Source organism: Lentzea sp. JNUCC 0626 (assembly GCF_043632865.1).
Lineage (GTDB): Bacteria > Actinomycetota > Actinomycetes > Mycobacteriales > Pseudonocardiaceae > Lentzea.
This window is the reverse complement of sequence record NZ_CP171635.1, coordinates 5,715,131-5,732,331: the sequence shown is the minus strand read 5'-3', so window position 1 is coordinate 5,732,331 and position 17,201 is coordinate 5,715,131. Positions and strand designations below refer to the sequence as shown.

Sequence of the window (17,201 nt, the reverse complement as noted above, 5' to 3'; positions counted from 1 at the left end):
CCATGGATCGCGACGTCACGCCGTTCGATCCGCCCAGCGAGATCACGAAGGTGCGCGCGTCGCGTCCGGTCAGCCCGATGCTCTTCCCCGACGGCCACGAGGGCTGGCTGATCACCGGCTACGACGCCGTCCGGCAAGCGTTGTCCGACACCAGGTTCAGCAGCCGGCAGGACCTCGGCATCATCCACGTGCCGTTCCCGACGCCCGGCATGCCGGAGATGACCGAACCGGTCCCGCAGACGCCCGGCCTGTTCATCGCGATGGACCCGCCGGACCACACCCGGTTGCGCCGCAAGCTCACCGGGGCGTTCACGGTCCGGCGGATGAAGGCTCTCGAAGAGGGCATCCACGAGATCACCGAACGGCAGCTGGACGAACTGGCGAAGCTCACCCCGCCGGTCGACCTCGTGCAGGCGTTCGCGCTGCCCGTGCCGTCCCTGGTGATCTGCGAGATCCTCGGCGTGCCGTACGCCGACCGAGACAGCTTCCAGCACAACTCCTCGAAGTTCATGGAGAGGCAGGTGAACCTGGAGGACAAGATGGCCGCGTACATGGCGATGAACACCTACCTGTACGAGCTGTGCGCCGCCAAGCGCGCGGAACCGGCCGACGACCTGCTGTCGGACCTCGCGAAGGACGAGGACCTGAGCCTCGAGGAACTGACGGGCATGGCGTTCCTGCTGCTGCTCGCGGGCCACGAGACGACGGCGAACATGTTGGCGCTGGGCACTTTCGCGTTGCTGGAGCACCCGGACCAGCTCGCGGCGCTGCGGGAGAACCCGGAGCTGATCCCCGACGCCGTCGAGGAACTGCTGCGCTACCTCGCGGTCGGCGACATCTTCTTCCGGTACGCGGCGGAGGACGTCGAGTTCTTCGGGGAGACGATCCGCGAGGGGTCGATGGTGGTGCTGTCGCTGCTGGCGGGCAACCACGACCCGGCGCGGTACGAGGACGCCGACGAGTTGGACGTGCACCGCAACGCCCGCGGCCACCTGGCGTTCGGACACGGTGTGCACCAGTGCCTCGGCCAGCAGCTGGCCCGCATCGAGATGCGCGCCGGGTTCGAGGGGTTGCTGCGCCGGTTCCCGAGCCTGCACCTCGCGGTACCCGCCCGCGAGGTGAAGCTCAGGACGGACATGAACATCTACGGCGTGCACGCCCTGCCCGTCGGGTGGTGACCGTCAGACGGTGAAGCCACCGTCGACGTTGATGCTGGCACCGGTGACGTACGCACCGGCCTCGCCGGCCAGAGCCGCCACGACGGCGGCGATCTCCTCTGCTTTCCCGTAACGCCCCAGCGCGGTCAGGCCGCGGATAGTGTCCGCCATCGGGCCGTCCGCCGGATTCATGTCCGTGTCCGTGGGGCCCGGGTTGACGACGTTCGCGGTGATGCCCGACGGGCCCAGGTCCCGCGCGAGTCCCTTCGTCATCCCGACCAGCGCCGTCTTGCTCGCCGAGTACAGGGCGAAGCCGGGGAACGGCGCGTGCACGGCGACGTTGCTGCCGATGCTGATGATCCTTCCCCCGTGCACCATGTGCTTGGCCGCCGCGCGCGCCGCGAGGAACGGCGCGCGCACGTTCACGGCCATGGTGTGGTCGAACTCTTCCCGGCCGAGTTCGTCCAGTGGTCCCACCTGGAAGACCGCCGCGTTGTTCACGAGCACGTCCAACCGTCCGAAGTGGACGGCGGTCTGGTCGACCGCCGCCACCACCGCGTCCGGGTCGGCGCTGTCGGCCTGGATCGCGAAACCGTTGTCCGGCTTGGTGTTCTGGTACGTCACGGCGACCAGGGCGCCGAGCTCGGACAGCTTCCGCGCCACCGCGGCCCCGATGCCGCGGCTCCCGCCGGTGACGAGAGCCGCTTTCCCCTCAAGTGATCCCATGCCGTCGAGCCTGCCGGGATCACCGCAGAGAATCTGGCGGGAATCGGACCGTCAGTTGCTGCCCTTGGTGTAACCCCAGGCCGTGCGGTTGAGGGTGTCCTCCAGGCCGGTGAAGCCCTCGTTGGGGTTGAGCACGTCCTCGTGGAAGTCCACGTCGACGTCGTCGGCCGTGCCGCCGATCGCGTCCGGGCCCACGCCGAACATGCCCTTCGGGTTGCCGCCCTGGTCCATGATCGCGTCGAGGGCGTTGAACTGGTCGGTGTGCCAGCTGCCGGACATGTGACCGGCCTCGTGCGCCACGATGTTGCCGATCGCGCGGCCGATGAACGTGGTCTTGTCGCTGGCGGGCGTGATGTAGCGGTTCAGCGAGGTGCCGGTCTGGGCGGCCGGAGCGCTCAGGATGTCCAGCAGCACCAACGCGGTCTCCTCCTTGCCGAAGTTGCCCGCGTCGATCGACTGCGCGATGCCGACGGTCTGGATGCCGGACTCGGCGATCGAGCCACCGACGACGACGCGGCTCACGTTCGGCTGGCCCCACGGGTCGGCGTGGTCGCGGCTGTTCAGGATCCGCACGCCGAACCGCTTGTTGGTGCCCTTCGCGGCCAGGTCCTTCTCGATGTTCTCGCGCACGGTGGCGACGACGCCGTCGATGATCTTGTTCTCGTCGGCGTCGGTGAGGCCCCAGCCGGGCAGGAACTTCTTCAACGGCGAGAGGTCCTTGTTGCCGGCCGTCGGCTCGTTGCTGTAGACGCGGGTGTTGACGCGCGCGCCGTTGAAGTCGAGGAAGACCGTGAGCACCTCGGGCCGCGGGTTCAGTTCGGAGCCCGGCCGGTAGGCCTCGACCGTGACGTCGTAGCGCCCGTCGCCGTTCTCGGCACCGACGGTGTAGCGACCGTCCTTCGGCGCCACGAAGTCCGCGACGGCGTTGCCCCCGGCGGGCAGCGGCGAGTTGTCGGCGTACAGGAAGCTGAAGTCCTGCGACGAACCGAAGACCTCACGCCCGGCCGGGTCGTGGATCACGACCCTGGTCGCCTTGCCCGCGGCCGACGCGCCGAGCACGTCACCGGCCTTGAGGTCGACCGAGAAGTAGTCCTTGTCGGGCTCGCTCTCGGCGAACGTGATGTCGTAGGCGCCCTCGGTGAGGACCTGCTTGCCGGTGCCGGGCTTCATCGGGTCGGACGGGATGCCGCCCGGACCGGCCGACGTGACCAGGACGTAGACGTCCTGACCGGCGGGCACACCGACGACGAGCCTGCTGTCGGTGGTGCCGGCGAGGTTGTCGTTGTTCTGCAGCAGCATGCCGTTCGCGTCGAACGTGACGAGCAGCGTGTCGAGGTCACCGGACGGCGTGTCGGTCGTGACGACGACGGTCTTGCCCGTCGTGCCACCGGACAGCTTGTAGAAGTCGTGGTCGCCGGTCTTGGCACCGCTGCCGGTGCTGCCGTGCGGGCCGTCGCCGATCTTGCCGCTGGTCTTCAGCGGCGAGGTGACCGCGCTCGCGAGCGGGATGGCGTCGTTCGTCTCGGCGAACGGCTGCGCGACCGGGATCGCCGGGTCGCCCGCGAGGCCACCGGTGATCGTGAGCTTCGGGTTCTTGCCGCGGCCCGTGCCGAAGCCGGCCACGTGTTCGGCCTTCGAGGGCGCGTCGTTCGCGCCCTGTCCGGTCTCCTTCTCGGTGTAGCTCAACGGCTGGCTCGCGCTCTTCGCCGCCGCCCGCGACTGCGCGCGGTTCTGCTTGCGAACGTCCCGGCCGCGCTGCACGGCGGCCCAGTCGACCTGCGCCTCGGCGGGCAGGAACGCGAGCATCGGATCGGGCTGGACCGGCGTCGCCACGGGCTCTGCCGCAGACTGCCCGCCGGCCACCAGAGCCATGGCCACACCGGCCGTGAGCACGCCAAATAGCCTTTTGTGCATCTGAACTCCCCAGTTCGGACTCTCCGAACCGAGGAAATCAGTGCCTGGGGGTCAGGCGGGCGTTTTGAGCGACCTCTGTCCACTTTCGGACAAAGCGGTGCCGACCTCGTGCAGGTGTTCCAGCACGTACCCGTACGAGCGGAAGAGGCCGCACTGGGCGTACGAGATGCCCCTTTGCGCGCAGAAGTTCTGCACGATCGACTGCGCGTGCCGCAGCGAGGGCCGGGGCATGCTCGGGAACAGGTGGTGCTCGATCTGGTAGTTCAGCCCGCCCAGCAGGACGTCGGTGAACCAGCCGCCGCGGATGTTGCGCGACGTGAGCACCTGCTTGCGCAGGAAGTCGAGCGTGTGCCCGGCGGACAGCACCGGCATGCCCTTGTGGTTGGGGGCGAAGGAACATCCCATGTAGAAGCCCCACAACGCCTGGTGCACCAGGACGAACGCGACGGCGTAGACGGGGGAGAGCACCCAGAACACCACCGCGAGGTACACCACGACGTTCGCGATCATCACGACCCGTTCGCGGCCGGAGTGGCGGATCGAGTGCCAGTGCAGCGCGAAGCCTTCGAGGAACAGCAACGGGAAGAACAGCACGGCCTGCTTCGACGCGATCCAGCGCAGCGCGCCGCTCTTCGCCTCGCCCTGGCGTTGCGTGAACGCCAGCACCGAGATGTCGACGTCCGGGTCCTCGTCCTCGTGGTTCGGGTTGGCGTGGTGACGGCTGTGCTTGCCGACCCACCAGTCGTAGCTGACGCCCACGATGCCGCTGTGGACGTAGCCGACGACCTCGTTCCACCGCCGCGAGGCGAAGATCTGCTTGTGGCCCGCGTCGTGGCCGATGAACGCGAGTTGCGTCGTCATCGCCGCCAGGACGGCCGCGACCAGGAGTTGCCACCACGAGTCGCCCAGCAGCGCGAACGCCACCCAGGTCGCCGCGTAGACGGCGAGATTCACCCCGATCCGGGCGTAGTAGTGACCACGTCGTCGTTCGAGGAGACCGGCCTGTTTGATCAGGACGGACAACTGGGCGAAGTCGCTCGCCGGGCGAAGCACCATTTGCGCAGAATGCCGGATGGCGGCGACGAAGTCATGCACGGCCGATGAAGTTGTTACCAACCACGAGCGGCGGCCCCGAAACCGGTACCGCGTCGTTCCGCACGGACACGATGGAGTGATCATGATCTTCATCTCCGGCGAGCCGCGCGCACGCGCACGCGGCGTTGAGGTCCAGTGCTGCCGAAATTGATCGGTAGAGAGGACCAACAGGCGTGGTCGACACCACCACCGTGCTCATCGCGGGCGCGGGGCCGGCGGGGCTCGTGTTAGGCAACTTGTTGCAGGCGCAAGGGATTCGCACCCTCGTCGTCGAACGGGCGAGCCGGGAGCAGGTGCAAACCCGCGCCAGGGCAGGCTTTTTGGGTCCGAACAGTGCGCGTGTGCTGTCCGAGCACGGCCTCGGCGCCGGGATGCTCCACAAAGGACGGTCGCACGGCGTCTGCGCTTTCCGGGGCGAGGACGGGGAGTTCGAGCTCGACTACTCCGCTCTCGGACGGGGTGAGGTGCACACCGTGTACCCGCAGCAGGATCTCGTCACGGACCTGATCGCGGAGTACCTCGACCGCGGCGGCGAGATCCGGTTCGGTGTCACCGTCACCGGTGTGGATTCCGGCACCGCGACGATCCGTTACCGCGACGAGCAGGGCGAAAGCGTTGTCGGCGGCCGGTTTCTGGCCGGGTGCGACGGCAGCAACGGCATCTCGCGCACCGCGGTGCCCGGTCGGCGTTCCGTCGCGGACCACGGCATCAGCTGGCTCGCCGTGCTCGCCGAGGCACCGCAGAGCATGGCCGCGGTGACGTACGCGATCCACGACGACGGCTTCGCGGGCCACATGGCGCGCAGCCCCGAGGTGACCCGCTACTACCTCCAGGTCCCTCCCGGCGACGACCAGGAGGCCTGGTCCGACGAACGGATCTGGGCCGCGTTGCGCACCCGGATGCGCGTCGACGACTTCGGGCAGTTGAAGGAAGGCCCGATCATCGAACGCCGGGTCGTGCGACTGCGCTCCGAGGTCGGCGAGGAGATCCAGCACGACAGGCTGTTCCTCGTCGGGGACGCGGCGAGCCACATCAGCCCGTCCGCCGCCAAGGGTGCCAACCTGGCGATCATGGAGGCCGAGGTGCTGGCGTCCGCGCTCACCTCGGCTCTGCTGCGCGACGACGAACGGCCGCTGGCCGAGTACTCGCGCACCTGCCTGCCCCGCGTCTGGCGGGCGCAGGAGTTCTCGCGCTGGATGATCGACCTCCTGCACGCGCCGGACGACGACTTCCACCGCGCTCTGCGGCGAGCCCGGCTGCACAGCCTGCGCGACTGCCGTGCCCACCAGAACTTCTTCGCCGAGCACTACGTCGGCATCTGAGCCACCGGGAACCGCCATCATGATCTCGACCACAACACCCGTCATCGCCGCCGCCGACCTCGGCCGGTTGACCGCCGCGATCTCCCTCATCGGCAGGCACGACACGCACACGGCGCTCGCCGCCGCCGTGCCGTCGCTGCCCAAGGACCAGCGCGTCGCCATTACGCGGCATGCGTCCCTGGACCACGCCGCGTTGCTGATCTTCCCGGAAACCCTGGTGGGGCTCACGGACGAGCTCGCCCGCCTCGGCCTCCAGGTCGGCACGATGACCCCGAGCGTCGTCGTCCGCGAACGCCTGAGCGCCCGCTACTCCGTGCCCGTCGCCGACCTGAACATCGGCATCCTGCGCGCGCCCGTGCCCGATCGCAACGGCTGGCCGTGCGAGCTGGAGATCTTCGTGATGGTGACGCCGCCGGAGCTGGCGCACATCGCCGAGGACGAACGCCGCCACCAGCACGAGAACCACGTCGCGCTGGCCGTGCGCAGGCCGGATCCGGTGCTGCTGCGCGGATTGCGCACGATGATCGCCGGCGTGATGCGCCCGGACGGCGGTGGCTACAACGGCTACGAGAACAACTCGGTCCTCTACTTCCGCGACGAGCACAGCGCCGACTTCGCGTTCCGCCGCCTGGAGCTGATCGCGGCCGGGCGATTCCCGCAGCTGCAGGCCGTGCACCAGCGCGAGTCCTGCGCGGGTACGGAGTTGTTGCGCCTGCTGACCGGCGCGTGGGCGACGCAGGCCATCGCGACGGCGGCCGAACTGCGGTTGCTCGACCACCTCGGCACGATCGAGGACCTGCCGGGTCTCGCGGCCGCCACCGGCACCGAACCCCAGGCGCTCGCCAGGTTGTTGCGGTACCTGGACTCCCTCGGCGTCGTGCACGTGGCCGGCGAGCGGTACGGCCTCACCGACCTCGGGACGTTGCTGCGCTCGGACCTCACCGGGTCGATGCGCCCGCTCGCGTTGATGTACGGCGGCCCGTTCTACCGGTCGTTCGCGGAACTCACCGAGTCCGTGCGCAGCGGTGAGGAGTCGTACGCGAAAGCCTTCGGCGCGCACCACTTCGCGCACATGGCGGGCGATCCGGCGCTGGCCGAGCTGTTCCACGGTTCCATGGCCGCGAGCAACGCGATGTTCACCGGCGTCACCAAGGTCGTGGACTTCTCCCGCGCCCGCACGGTCGTGGACGTGGCCGGCGGCAACGGCGAGCTGCTTTCCCGCGTGCTGCACGCGAATCCGGCGTTGCGGGGCGTGCTGCTCGACCTGCCGAACGCCCTGGCGGCCGCCGAACCGCGCCTCGCCGACCTCGCGGACCGCGTGTCTCTGGTGCCTGGCGACTTCACCCGTGCTCTGCCCGGCGGCGGTGACATCTACCTGCTGTCGCGCGTGCTGCACGACTGGGACGACGAGCAGTGCCGCACGATCCTGGCGACGTGCGCGCGCAACATGCCCGCGCACGCCGAACTCCTGGTGATCGAACGACTTCTGCCCGAGAACGGCGGGGCCGAGTCGCTCGCCATCCCGTGGGACATCCACATGATGTGCAACACCGGTGGCCGTGAGCGCACCGAGTCGCACTACCGCGCGTTGCTCGCCGAGGCCGGGTTCGAACTCGTCGAGACGAACGCGCTGCCGTTGGACGCGCACGTCCTGCGCTTCCGCCTGACGTAAGTCACCAGGCCACGAGGCAGAACGGGTGCCCGGCGGGGTCGGCGTAGACGTCGAACGACTCGCCACCGCCGGGCAGCCTGCGCGCACCCAGTTCCAGCACCTGCTTGCCCGCCAACTCCCGGTCGTCCACCCGCACGTCGAAATGCATGTGCGCGGTTTCGTCCGGCCAGTTCGGCGGTACCCACCCTTCGACGCGCGCGAACGCGACGCCGGGCCGGTCCGGGGCGTCACCGATGACGACGAACGCGCCGTCGTCCTGGACCCGGACCATGCCGAGCAACTTCTCGTAGAACTCCGCGAGCCCTTGCGGGTCAGGGCAGTCGATCACCAGGCCGTGCCAACGTCCGATCATGCGGAGCATGATGACGTCGAATGAGGACAACGACTGCCCTGGTTGCTAGACGATGTTCATCGACATCACCGGGGAAGTCGTCGGCTTCTCCGACCCACCGACCGGTTCGACGGTGAGCGCGACCTGGTCGGCGCCGGTCAGTCCCGTCACCACGGTCGGCCCCGAGCCCGGCGCGACGAGTCCCGCAGAGCGTTCGCCGCCGCTGCCGAGCAACCAGAGCTGGTAGGTCTTGCCGTCCGCCGGCTTGGGCAGGTTCTTGGCGAGGAACAACGCCTCGTCCCGGCTGACCGAGATGACGGCCGTGCCGGTGGCGCCGTTCGGTGCCGTGCCGCTGATCAGCTTCGCGTCCGGAGTGGACAGCAGGTCCGAGAACCGGCTGTACTCGCTGGAGAGCTGCGCCAGCCTGCGTTCGTCGGCGGTCTCGACGTTCTGCACGGTCACGACGACCACGGCGGCGAGGCAGGCGGCGGCGAGCAACCCGCCGGCCCACCTGAGTCTCCTGCGGTCGGAGATCTTGGTGACGTGTGGGGAGACCTGCCGCGTCTCGGCCGCGGCGGCGAGCACGCGGGCCCGCAACTGAGGCGGTGGCGGCGATTCGACGGCAGCACCAAGTCGCGCTGCGGTCGCGGCGAGTTCGGCGACCTCCAGCGAGCACGGCTCGCACCCGGCCAGGTGCGCCTCGAACGCGGTGCGTTCGTCGTCCGACAACGCGTTCACGGCGTAGGCACCGGTGAGCGTGTGCAGATCTGCGGATGTGGTCCTCATCCGGTCACCCCCATGCAGTCTCGGAGTCTGATCAGGCCGTCGCGCATCCGGGTCTTGACCGTGCCGAGCGGGATGCCCAGCAGGCTCGCGACCTCCGGATAGGAGTAGCCCTGGTAGTAGGCGAGCAGCACGGACTCGCGCTGCAGTTCGGTCAGGAAGCTCAGACAGCGGCGCACCTGGCGTTGCTCGAGCTTGCCGTCGACCTGTTCGCTCACCTCGTCGAACGGCCTGCCCGGATCGAGCCGCGCCGCGCGGTCCTCGCGATGTGTCGCCGCCTGGGCGGACCGCACCCGGTCGACGGCTCTGCGGTGCGTCAGCGTGAGGATCCAGGCGGTGGCACTGCCGCGTTCGGCGTCGAACCTGGTCGCCGTCCGCCACACTTCGAGCATCACCTCCTGGAACACCTCCTCCGACTGCGCCTGGTCGCGCACGACCCGTCTGATGAGCCCGAACACCGAGCCGGACACCACGTCGTAGAGCCGCTCGAACGCGGCCTCGTCCCCCCGGGCGACCAGGGGGAGCAGCTCGTCGGCGGTGGGGCCGACGTCCCGCGGAGTGCTCTGCAGGCTTTGCAGCGCCCGCTCACGCTCTGGCATCCGAGGTCCTCTCCACTGCGTTGTCGCTTGGTGTTCGCAGCAGACGCGTCTTTGGATCGGTCCTGAATGAGTCGTCTTTTGTTCGGTGTCCGGGGAAACGCGGGCTGTTTGGTAACGGATCGATAACCCCGCCAATCTGCCCTTCAAGGGGCGGCGAATCACGGGCAGCAACTGCTCGATCACCCCTTGGAGATGTCTCGTCATGAACAAGACCGTTCGCAACACCGTCCTTGCCGTCGGCGCCGCCTCGCTCGCCCTGTTCGGCGCGGCGTGCGGTTCGGGTGACATGGCCAGCAGTGGCAGCTCTTCGACCGCGGCCGCCCCGACCACCACCTCGTCCGCCGCCATGGCCGACCCGGCCAAGGACCTCGTCGGCCCCGGCTGTGCGGACTACGCGAAGCAGGTGCCGTCCGGCGCCGGTTCCGTCGCGGGCATGGCCGCTGACCCGGTGGCGGTGGCGGCGTCGAACAACCCGCTGCTCAAGACGCTGGTGGACGCCGTTTCCGGCAAGCTCAACCCGAAGGTGAACCTGGTCTCGACGTTGAACGGCGCTGAGTTCACCGTCTTCGCGCCGGTCGACTCGGCCTTCGCGAAGATCGACGCCGCCACCATCGAGAAGCTCAAGACCGACGACGCTCTGCTGACCAAGATCCTCACGTACCACGTCGTCCCCGGCCAGATCACGCCCGACAAGATCGTGGGCGACCAGAAGACCGTCGAGACCGGCACCGTCAAGGTCACCGGTACCAAGGACGCGCTGAAGGTCAACGACGCCAACGTGATCTGCGGCGGCGTGCACACCGCCAACGCGACCGTCTACCTGATCGACTCGGTTCTGCTCCCCGCCTGATTGTCTGCGGCACGGAATTTCTTCCGGAACGTCGCGTGAAATCGCGAAATCCGGGACCGGCGAGTGGCCGCACGACGACAACAACCGCCGAAAGCCGCGCAATCGTGCGGCTTTCGGCGGCCGTTCCTCGACTGAGCTGACGTGCTCTTATCAGCCGGTGGTGTGCTGTGCGGGGAAACCGTGCCTGCTCGAGGCGACGATTACGGCGAGTACCGGCAACACGAGCACCAGCACCGTCCACGGGAACGAACCGCTTCCGCTCAAATCGAGCAGCAGGCCGCCGATCACACCGCCGGCGGCCATCGCGACGTTCCACAACGTGACGAGCATCGCCTGTGCCGCGTCCGCAGACTCGCCACCGGCGTCGCCCGCCGCGGTCTGCAACAGCGTCGGCACGCCACCCCAGCCGAGACCCCAGAGCGCCGCGGCGACGTAGACGAGCAGCGGGTCCTTCGCGATCGTGGCGAGCATCAGCGCCGCGACCGCGACGAGCAACGCGCTCGCTACCGAGAACGCCCGCAGCCTGCGGTGGATCTGGGCGCCGACGAGCCAGATGCTCACGATCGAGGCGATGCCGAAGATCAGCAGCACCAGACCGGTCTGGTCACCCATGCCGAGGCCCGCGAGGAACGACGCGATGTAGGCGTACAGGATCGTGTGCGCCAGCACGAAGACGAGCGTCACGAACAGCACCGGCGTCACACCGGGAACCTTCAGCGTCGCCAGCATCTTCGGCCGTTCGCCAGCCTTCGAGCCGGGGTAGTCCGGCACCGCCACCACGATCCAGACCAGCAGGATCACGGTCAGCACGGTCATCGACCAGAACGCCGTGCGCCAGCCCGCGACCTGGCCGAGGAACGTACCGGCGGGCACGCCCAGGCACAGCGCCACGGGAATGCCGGCCATGGCGATCGCGATCGCCCGGCCCTGCAGGTGGGTGGCGACCATGCGCCGCGCGTAGCCCGCGAGCAACGCCCACGCGAGACCGGCGGCGACACCGGCGACGAACCGGGCCACCATCGTCACGCTGTAGACCGACGACACGGCCGTGACCGTGTTGGCCACGGCGAAGCCCGCCATCGAGGTCAGCAGCAGCTTCTTGCGCCGCCAACCCGCCGTCATCGACGACAGCGGGATCGCGGTCAGCACCGTGCCGAGGGCGTAGATCGTGACGGTCTGGCCGGTCGCGGACTCGCTCACGCCGAGCGACCCGCTCATCGCCGGCAGCAGGCCCGCGGGCAACGTCTCGGTGAGGCTCGTGATGAACACGGCGGTCGCGAGGGACAGCAGGGCGAACCGGGGCAGCCGCTGTCCGTCCGTCCCCGCTGCTGGCACGGAACCCGTGCCATAAGTGGTTTCTGGTGTTGCACTCATGTGGCGTGCTCCGGTTCTCCTGCGGACGTGATCATCGGTGGTTGAGGCCACCGTCGACGGGGACGTGGGCGCCGGTGGTGCACGTCGCCTCGGTGGCGAGGAAGAGCGTGACGCGGGCCACCTCCTCGGCGCTGCCCCGGCAGCAGCGGGGACGTGCCCGCCACCGCGTCGGTGAACAGGAAGTCGACGCGCTGGTGTCCGAGGGCCGCGGTGACCTCCGCCGGTGCGACGGCCTGCGCCGCCGAACCCACTTCGGCTCGTGCCTCCGCGCGCCTGTCCTCGGTGTCCGCGGTCAGCACGACCCGCGCGCCACCCTCGGCGAGTCGCTTGGCGATGGCGAGGCTGATGTCGCCCGCCGCCACGACGACCGCTGCCCGTGTGCCCGCGTACTTCGTCATGCGTTCCGCTCCCTCCCACGTGTTGGGCCACCGTGCCGGGAGGGGCTTCGGACTCGCTTACGATCGGCTTGCGGTCGATCACGACGTGACATCAGGGGAGTGGTGCATGCGGTTCGGGGTGCTCGGCCCGCTCGCGGTGTGGGACGAGGAGGGGGAACCGGTCACCGTCCCGGAGCTCAAGGTGCGGGCGTTGCTCGCGGCGCTGGTGGCGCAGGACGGCGACCCGGTGGCCGCGGACACCCTCATCCAGCACCTGTGGGGTGATCACCCGCCGGGCAAGCCCGCCGGAGCGTTGCAGGCGAAGATCTCCCAGTTGCGGCGCATCCTCGGCAGGGACCGGATCGTCCGGCAGCCACCGGGGTACCTGCTGCGGCTCGACGGCGCCGGGGATCTGGACGCATCTCGGTTCCGCGATCTGGTGGCCCAGGCTCGGACCACAGTGGACTCGTCTGCGCGGGCCTCGGTGCTGACCGAGGCGCTGGACCTGTGGCGTGGCGCGGCTTTCGCGGACTTCGCGGACGAGGAGTTCGTGCGGTCGGCGGCTCACCGGTTGACCGAGTTGCGGCTGTCGGTCGTCGAGGAGCAGGCGAAGGCCCGCTTGGAGGCCGGTGACCACGCGCTCGCGGTCGGCGAACTCGCGTCCGTCGTGGCCGCGCACCCGTTGCGGGAAAGCCTGCGGGCCGTGCAGATGCGGGCGTTGTACCTGACCGGGCGGCAGAGTGAGGCGCTCACGTCGTACGAGGACCTGCGTACCCGGCTGGCCGAGGAACTGGGCATCGACCCGAGCCCCGAGCTGCGCGCGTTGCACCAGGCGATGCTGCGCCAGGACGCCGAACTGGGAGCGCCTGGGGAGAGCGTGGCCGAGGTGGTCGTTCGGCCGGTGCAGACGAACCTGCCGAACGCCCTGACGCCGCTCGTCGGGCGGGAGAAGGCGTTGGCGCAGCTGGCCGAACTGCGGTCGACGGCCCGGCTCGTGACGCTCACCGGGCCGGGCGGCGTCGGCAAGTCCAGCCTCGCCGTCGCCGCGGCGGCGCAGGAAGCGCTGGTGCGGCCCGAGGATTTCCCGGACGGCGTGTGGTTCGTCGAGTTCGCGGGCCTGCGGTCGGCTGCGGTCGCGGACCTCGCCCAGGTGATCGCGGCCGTGCTGAGCATCCGGGACGACGCGCCGTTGCCGGGCTCCGCCGGTGGTGAGACGACGTCCGTGCAGCGCCTGGCGACGGCGTTGCGCGACCGGCGGACGTTGCTGGTGCTGGACAACTGCGAGCACGTCATCGACGCGGCCGCCGAGCTCACCGATCTGTTGCTGCGCAACGCCCGTGGCCTCGCGGTGATCGTGACCAGTCAGGAACCTCTCGGCCTGGCGGGGGAAGGCGTCTTCGCCGTCGAACCACTGCCGCGTGACGACGCGCACCGGCTCTTCGTCACGCGCGCCGCCTCATCCGCACCCGGATTTCCTTCCCGGCTCGAGGACTGCGATCCGGCCGACCTCGCCGCGGTCGCCGAGATCTGCCACCGCCTGGACGGGATTCCGCTCGCCCTGGAACTCGCGGCGACCCGCGTGCGCGCGTTGGGCGTGCGGGAACTGGCGGTGCGGCTGAGTGACAGGTTCTCGATCCTGACGCTGGGCCGGCGCGGTGCTCCCGCCCGCCAGCAGACGTTGCGCGCGATGATCGACTGGAGCTGGGAGCTGCTCAGCGCGCCGGAACGCATCGTGCTGCGCCGCCTGGCCGTGCACAGCGACGGCTGCGATCTCGGTGCGGCAGAAGAGGTCTGCGCCGGCGACGGCGTGACCCGGGCCGAAGTCCTCGACCTCGTCACGCGGCTGGTCGACCGTTCCCTGGTCGTCGTGGCGGAGGGTCCGGCGGGGCGTCGCTACCGCCTGCTGGAGTCCGTTTCCGCTTACGCCACCGAACGTCTGCACGAGATGGCGGACTTCACCGCGGCGCGCGACCGTCACCTCCGGCACTACCTGGCGGTGGCCGAACGCGCCGAACCGTTGTTGCGCGGTGCCGAGCAACGGATCTGGCTCACCCGCCTCGACGCCGACGCGGGCAACCTGCGTGCGGCCCTGGACCACGCCGGCGGATCTCCCGAGGCCGTCCGGCTCGTGCAGGCCCTGTCGTGGTGGTGGCTCCTGCGCGGCCGCCTGACCGAGGGCCGCCGCGCACTCGCGTCCGTCCTGCGCGGTGGTGCCGGCACGCCGGAACTGGCCGCGCTGCACGGCGCGTTCTCCCTGCTCAACGGCGACCACGTGGCGGCGGTGGAGTTCGAGGTGCCCGCCCGTGCGTCGTGGCTCTGCGCCTACGGCCTGTTCAGCGCGGGGGACGTGGCGTCGAGCCACGAGGTGAACACCCGAGCCCTGACCCGGTTCACCGCGGACGGTGACCACTGGGGCATCGCTGCTTCCTTGGGCCTGAACGCGATGCTCGCCCTGGTGCGCGGTGACCTGGCCGCCCTGGGGCGAGACGGCCGCCGCAGCGCCGAGTTGTTCCGCGACCTCGGCGACCGCTGGGGCGAGATGCAGACCATCCCGTCGCTGGCCACCCTCGCCGAGATCAAGGGCGACTACGGCTACGCGGCTCGCCTGCAACACGAGGGCTTGACGATCGCGCGAGAGCTCGGGCTACAAGCGGAAGTGGCCGCCCGGTTGTCCGGCCTGGGCCGCCTGGCGTTGCTCGACCGCGACTGGGAAAGGGCGCGCGACCTCCACCAGCGAGCCCACCGCATCGCCGTCGACCACGGCTACAGCTACGGCCAGATCCACGCGGAGATGGGCCTGGCGCTGGGCGCCCGCCGCTCCGGCGACCTCGACGCCGCCGAGCACCACCTCACCCGCATCCGCGACGACCACGCCGACCTCTCCTCGCCGGCGGGCGATCACCTGCTGTGCGCGGAGTTCGGTTTTCTCGCCGAACTGCGCGGCGACCCCGAGACCGCCGCTGCGCACCACCTGCGCGGCCTCGACCTGGCCCGCGAACTCGCTGAACCGCGGGCGTTGGCCCTGTCGCTGGAAGGTCTTGCGGGCGCGTCCGTCGTCCCGGAACGCGCGGCAGTGCTGCTCGGGGCTGCCGACGCGGCCCGTCGCAGTGTCGACGCGCCGTTGCCACCGGCCGAACGCGGAGACGTCGACCGCATCGGTGGTGCAGCCCGTTCCGCGCTGGGTGATCAGGCGTTCGCGCGGGCGTTCGAACGCGGCGCGCAGCTGACCGACGAGGAGGTCACGGCACTCACCGGGCGGTGAGGTTCTGCCGGTCGCGGAAAGCCTGCGCCTTGGCCCGGTTGCCGCACTTCTTCATGTCGCACCACCGCCGCGAGCCGCGTGCGGAGTGGTCGACGTAGAGCCGGGTGCAGGTGTCGTACCCGCACTCGCGCACGTTCTCCAGCTCCGGTCCGGTCAACAGTTCCACGGCGGCACGGGCCACAGTGGACAGTGCGGAACCGATGTCACCGCTGCGGATCGCGGCACCGTCGTCGCCGAGCCGCAGACTGACCGGAGCGGCAGCGGCCACGTCGTTCACCGTCCGCCGGTCCTCGCCGTCGCCGGACCCGGTGGCCAGCCGGTAGATCGCGGCCCGCAACGCTCGTGCCCGCTCCAGATCCGCCACGCGCACCACGGGTTCGTCGTCGACCACGCCCGCGTCGACGCACCACCGCGCCAGCCGGTCGGGGCCGTCGAGCAGTTCGATCCGTTCCGTGCGCCAGCGCCCCATGGTGCCGATGAGGTCCAACGCCACGTGGCCACCGATGAACACAAACGCCATGCCCGTAATCCTAACCGCCTTGACAGGTTACGCGCGCTCTGCCTAGCGTAACCGCCTAGACCGGTTATGAATCGCTTCAGAGGGGGATCACGATGACCTTGCGCATCGGCGTGAACGGCTTCGGCCGCATCGGCCGCGGCTTCCTGCGCGCCGCCCTGTCCCGCACCGACGACGTGGAGATCGTGGCGGTCAACGACCTCACCGACGCCGCCACCCTGGCCCACCTGCTCAAGTACGACTCCACCGCGGGCGTCCTCCGCCACGACGTGCGGGCAGGCCAGGACTCCATCGCGGTGGACGGCCGCAAGATCACCGTGCTGGCCGAACGCGACCCGGCCGCCCTCCCGTGGGCAGACCTCGGCGTGGACCTGGTGATCGAGTCGACCGGCGTCTTCACCGACGCCACCAAGGCCGCCGCCCACGTGAAAGCAGGCGCCCGCAAGGTGATCATCTCCGCCCCGGCCAGGAACGAGGACCTCACCCTCGCCTACGGCGTCAACCACGACGCCTACGACCCGGCCGTCCACACCGTCGTCTCCAACGCCTCCTGCACCACGAACTGCCTGGCACCACTGGCAAAGGTTCTGCACGACACCGTCGGCATCGACCACGGCTTCATGACCACCGTGCACGCCTACACCCAGGATCAGAACCTGCAGGACGCCCCGCACAAGGACCTCCGCAGGGCCCGCGCCGCCGCGACGAACCTGATCCCGACCACCACCGGCGCCGCCAAGGCGATCGGCCTCGTCCTCCCGGAACTGGCCGGAAAGCTGGACGGCTACGCGATCCGCGTGCCGGTGCCGGTGGGTTCGCTGACCGACCTCACCGTGCACACGAGCAGGAACACCACCGTCGAGGAGATCAACGCGGCGTTCGCGGCCGCCGCCACCGAGGGCCCGCTCGCGAGCGTTCTCGAGTTCGCGGAGGACGAGCTGGTGTCGTCGGACATCGTCGGCAGCACGGCGTCCTGCGTGTTCGACGCGGGCCTGACCAAGGTCATCGGTGGCCGCACCGCGAAGGTGAGCGGCTGGTACGACAACGAGACCGGCTTCGCCCACCGCCTGCTGGACACCGCGCTGCACCTGGCCGCGTGACAGCTGATCCGCCTGAACGCCAGTTCGGGCGACTTCGGTGCGGCGAACGTACGACAAAAGATGAGAAGGTCCAACCGTCGCCCCCCAATCGAACCCGGTGTCTGCGCGCAACGCCGAAGGCG

The 17,201-nt window shown here is 69.7% G+C and carries 15 protein-coding genes; 6 read left to right on the top strand and 9 right to left on the bottom strand.

Features of this window, described 5'->3' with window-relative positions; translation table 11 throughout:
* Positions 1-2 precede the first annotated feature (2 nt).
* Positions 3-1,178, top strand: a complete 1,176-nt coding sequence (locus JNUCC0626_RS25730; RefSeq protein WP_394613336.1) for a cytochrome P450 — start codon at positions 3-5, stop codon at positions 1,176-1,178.
* Positions 1,179-1,181: 3 nt separating this feature from the next.
* Here the strand turns inward: JNUCC0626_RS25730 and JNUCC0626_RS25725 are convergent, their stop codons facing one another.
* From JNUCC0626_RS25725 to JNUCC0626_RS25715, 3 genes are read right to left on the bottom strand one after another with little or no spacing between them, the layout of a single operon-like run.
* On the bottom strand, positions 1,182-1,883 hold the full coding sequence (locus tag JNUCC0626_RS25725; protein ID WP_394613335.1) for an SDR family oxidoreductase: 702 nt from the start codon (positions 1,881-1,883) through the stop codon (positions 1,182-1,184).
* 51 nt (positions 1,884-1,934) lie between these two features.
* Complete coding sequence (locus JNUCC0626_RS25720; RefSeq protein ID WP_394613334.1) at positions 1,935-3,797, bottom strand: hypothetical protein; 1,863 nt, start codon at positions 3,795-3,797, stop codon at positions 1,935-1,937.
* Positions 3,798-3,848: 51 nt separating this feature from the next.
* Positions 3,849-4,853 carry a fatty acid desaturase family protein gene (locus JNUCC0626_RS25715; protein WP_394613333.1) on the bottom strand — a complete coding sequence of 335 codons (1,005 nt, stop codon included), beginning with the start codon at positions 4,851-4,853 and terminating at the stop codon, positions 3,849-3,851.
* A gap of 212 nt (positions 4,854-5,065) precedes the next feature.
* Between JNUCC0626_RS25715 and JNUCC0626_RS25710 the strand changes: the two genes are divergently transcribed.
* Positions 5,066-6,214, top strand: coding sequence for a 4-hydroxybenzoate 3-monooxygenase (locus JNUCC0626_RS25710; RefSeq protein ID WP_394613332.1), 1,149 nt, complete (start codon positions 5,066-5,068; stop codon positions 6,212-6,214).
* Between the two features lie 19 nt (positions 6,215-6,233).
* On the top strand, positions 6,234-7,886 hold the full coding sequence (locus JNUCC0626_RS25705) for a methyltransferase (protein ID WP_394613331.1): 1,653 nt from the start codon (positions 6,234-6,236) through the stop codon (positions 7,884-7,886).
* Position 7,887: 1 nt separating this feature from the next.
* On the opposite strand, the gene JNUCC0626_RS25700 is transcribed toward JNUCC0626_RS25705, so the two are convergent.
* The 3 genes from JNUCC0626_RS25700 to sigK are packed head-to-tail and all read right to left on the bottom strand — an operon-like array spanning position 7,888 to position 9,599.
* Complete coding sequence (locus JNUCC0626_RS25700; RefSeq protein ID WP_394613330.1) at positions 7,888-8,238, bottom strand: VOC family protein; 351 nt, start codon at positions 8,236-8,238, stop codon at positions 7,888-7,890.
* A gap of 45 nt (positions 8,239-8,283) precedes the next feature.
* On the bottom strand, positions 8,284-9,003 hold the full coding sequence (locus JNUCC0626_RS25695; RefSeq protein WP_394613329.1) for an anti-sigma factor: 720 nt from the start codon (positions 9,001-9,003) through the stop codon (positions 8,284-8,286).
* On the bottom strand, positions 9,000-9,599 hold the full coding sequence (gene sigK, locus JNUCC0626_RS25690) for an ECF RNA polymerase sigma factor SigK (protein WP_394613328.1): 600 nt from the start codon (positions 9,597-9,599) through the stop codon (positions 9,000-9,002). The genes JNUCC0626_RS25695 and sigK overlap by 4 nt, the downstream gene beginning before the upstream one ends.
* Positions 9,600-9,801: 202 nt before the next feature.
* Here sigK and JNUCC0626_RS25685 point away from each other — a divergent pair, with 202 nt between their 5' ends.
* Positions 9,802-10,449 (top strand): fasciclin domain-containing protein, encoded by a 648-nt coding sequence (locus JNUCC0626_RS25685; protein WP_394613327.1) that lies wholly within the window; start codon positions 9,802-9,804, stop codon positions 10,447-10,449.
* A gap of 150 nt (positions 10,450-10,599) precedes the next feature.
* Here the strand turns inward: JNUCC0626_RS25685 and JNUCC0626_RS25680 are convergent, their stop codons facing one another.
* On the bottom strand, positions 10,600-11,823 hold the full coding sequence (locus tag JNUCC0626_RS25680) for an MFS transporter (RefSeq protein WP_394613326.1): 1,224 nt from the start codon (positions 11,821-11,823) through the stop codon (positions 10,600-10,602).
* Positions 11,820-12,221 carry a hypothetical protein gene (locus JNUCC0626_RS25675; protein WP_394613325.1) on the bottom strand — a complete coding sequence of 134 codons (402 nt, stop codon included), beginning with the start codon at positions 12,219-12,221 and terminating at the stop codon, positions 11,820-11,822. Before JNUCC0626_RS25675 ends, JNUCC0626_RS25680 begins: the two co-directional genes overlap by 4 nt.
* A gap of 106 nt (positions 12,222-12,327) precedes the next feature.
* On the opposite strand from JNUCC0626_RS25675, the gene JNUCC0626_RS25670 reads away from it, so the two are divergent.
* Positions 12,328-15,462 (top strand): BTAD domain-containing putative transcriptional regulator, encoded by a 3,135-nt coding sequence (locus tag JNUCC0626_RS25670; RefSeq protein WP_394613324.1) that lies wholly within the window; start codon positions 12,328-12,330, stop codon positions 15,460-15,462.
* Here JNUCC0626_RS25670 and JNUCC0626_RS25665 read toward each other — a convergent pair.
* Entirely contained in the window at positions 15,449-15,982 is a 534-nt protein-coding gene (locus tag JNUCC0626_RS25665) for a CGNR zinc finger domain-containing protein (protein WP_394613323.1), read from the bottom strand. The genes JNUCC0626_RS25670 and JNUCC0626_RS25665 overlap by 14 nt on opposite strands.
* 92 nt (positions 15,983-16,074) lie before the next feature.
* On the opposite strand from JNUCC0626_RS25665, the gene gap reads away from it, so the two are divergent.
* Positions 16,075-17,079 (top strand): type I glyceraldehyde-3-phosphate dehydrogenase, encoded by a 1,005-nt coding sequence (gene gap / locus JNUCC0626_RS25660; RefSeq protein WP_394613322.1) that lies wholly within the window; start codon positions 16,075-16,077, stop codon positions 17,077-17,079.
* The last annotated feature ends 122 nt before the right edge of the window (positions 17,080-17,201 follow it).

What these genes read in the sequence shown, in the direction of transcription:
- JNUCC0626_RS25730 (WP_394613336.1), top strand. Translation starts at nt 3, where the DNA reads ATGGATCGCGACGTCACGCCGTTCGATCCGCCCAGCGAGATCACGAAG.
- JNUCC0626_RS25725 (WP_394613335.1), bottom strand. Translation starts at nt 1,883, where the DNA reads ATGGGATCACTTGAGGGGAAAGCGGCTCTCGTCACCGGCGGGAGCCGC.
- JNUCC0626_RS25720 (WP_394613334.1), bottom strand. Translation starts at nt 3,797, where the DNA reads ATGCACAAAAGGCTATTTGGCGTGCTCACGGCCGGTGTGGCCATGGCT.
- JNUCC0626_RS25715 (WP_394613333.1), bottom strand. Translation starts at nt 4,853, where the DNA reads ATGGTGCTTCGCCCGGCGAGCGACTTCGCCCAGTTGTCCGTCCTGATC.
- JNUCC0626_RS25705 (WP_394613331.1), top strand. Translation starts at nt 6,234, where the DNA reads ATGATCTCGACCACAACACCCGTCATCGCCGCCGCCGACCTCGGCCGG.
- JNUCC0626_RS25700 (WP_394613330.1), bottom strand. Translation starts at nt 8,238, where the DNA reads ATGATCGGACGTTGGCACGGCCTGGTGATCGACTGCCCTGACCCGCAA.
- JNUCC0626_RS25695 (WP_394613329.1), bottom strand. Translation starts at nt 9,003, where the DNA reads ATGAGGACCACATCCGCAGATCTGCACACGCTCACCGGTGCCTACGCC.
- sigK (WP_394613328.1), bottom strand. Translation starts at nt 9,599, where the DNA reads ATGCCAGAGCGTGAGCGGGCGCTGCAAAGCCTGCAGAGCACTCCGCGG.
- JNUCC0626_RS25685 (WP_394613327.1), top strand. Translation starts at nt 9,802, where the DNA reads ATGAACAAGACCGTTCGCAACACCGTCCTTGCCGTCGGCGCCGCCTCG.
- JNUCC0626_RS25680 (WP_394613326.1), bottom strand. Translation starts at nt 11,823, where the DNA reads ATGAGTGCAACACCAGAAACCACTTATGGCACGGGTTCCGTGCCAGCA.
- JNUCC0626_RS25675 (WP_394613325.1), bottom strand. Translation starts at nt 12,221, where the DNA reads ATGACGAAGTACGCGGGCACACGGGCAGCGGTCGTCGTGGCGGCGGGC.
- JNUCC0626_RS25670 (WP_394613324.1), top strand. Translation starts at nt 12,328, where the DNA reads ATGCGGTTCGGGGTGCTCGGCCCGCTCGCGGTGTGGGACGAGGAGGGG.
- JNUCC0626_RS25665 (WP_394613323.1), bottom strand. Translation starts at nt 15,982, where the DNA reads ATGGCGTTTGTGTTCATCGGTGGCCACGTGGCGTTGGACCTCATCGGC.
- gap (WP_394613322.1), top strand. Translation starts at nt 16,075, where the DNA reads ATGACCTTGCGCATCGGCGTGAACGGCTTCGGCCGCATCGGCCGCGGC.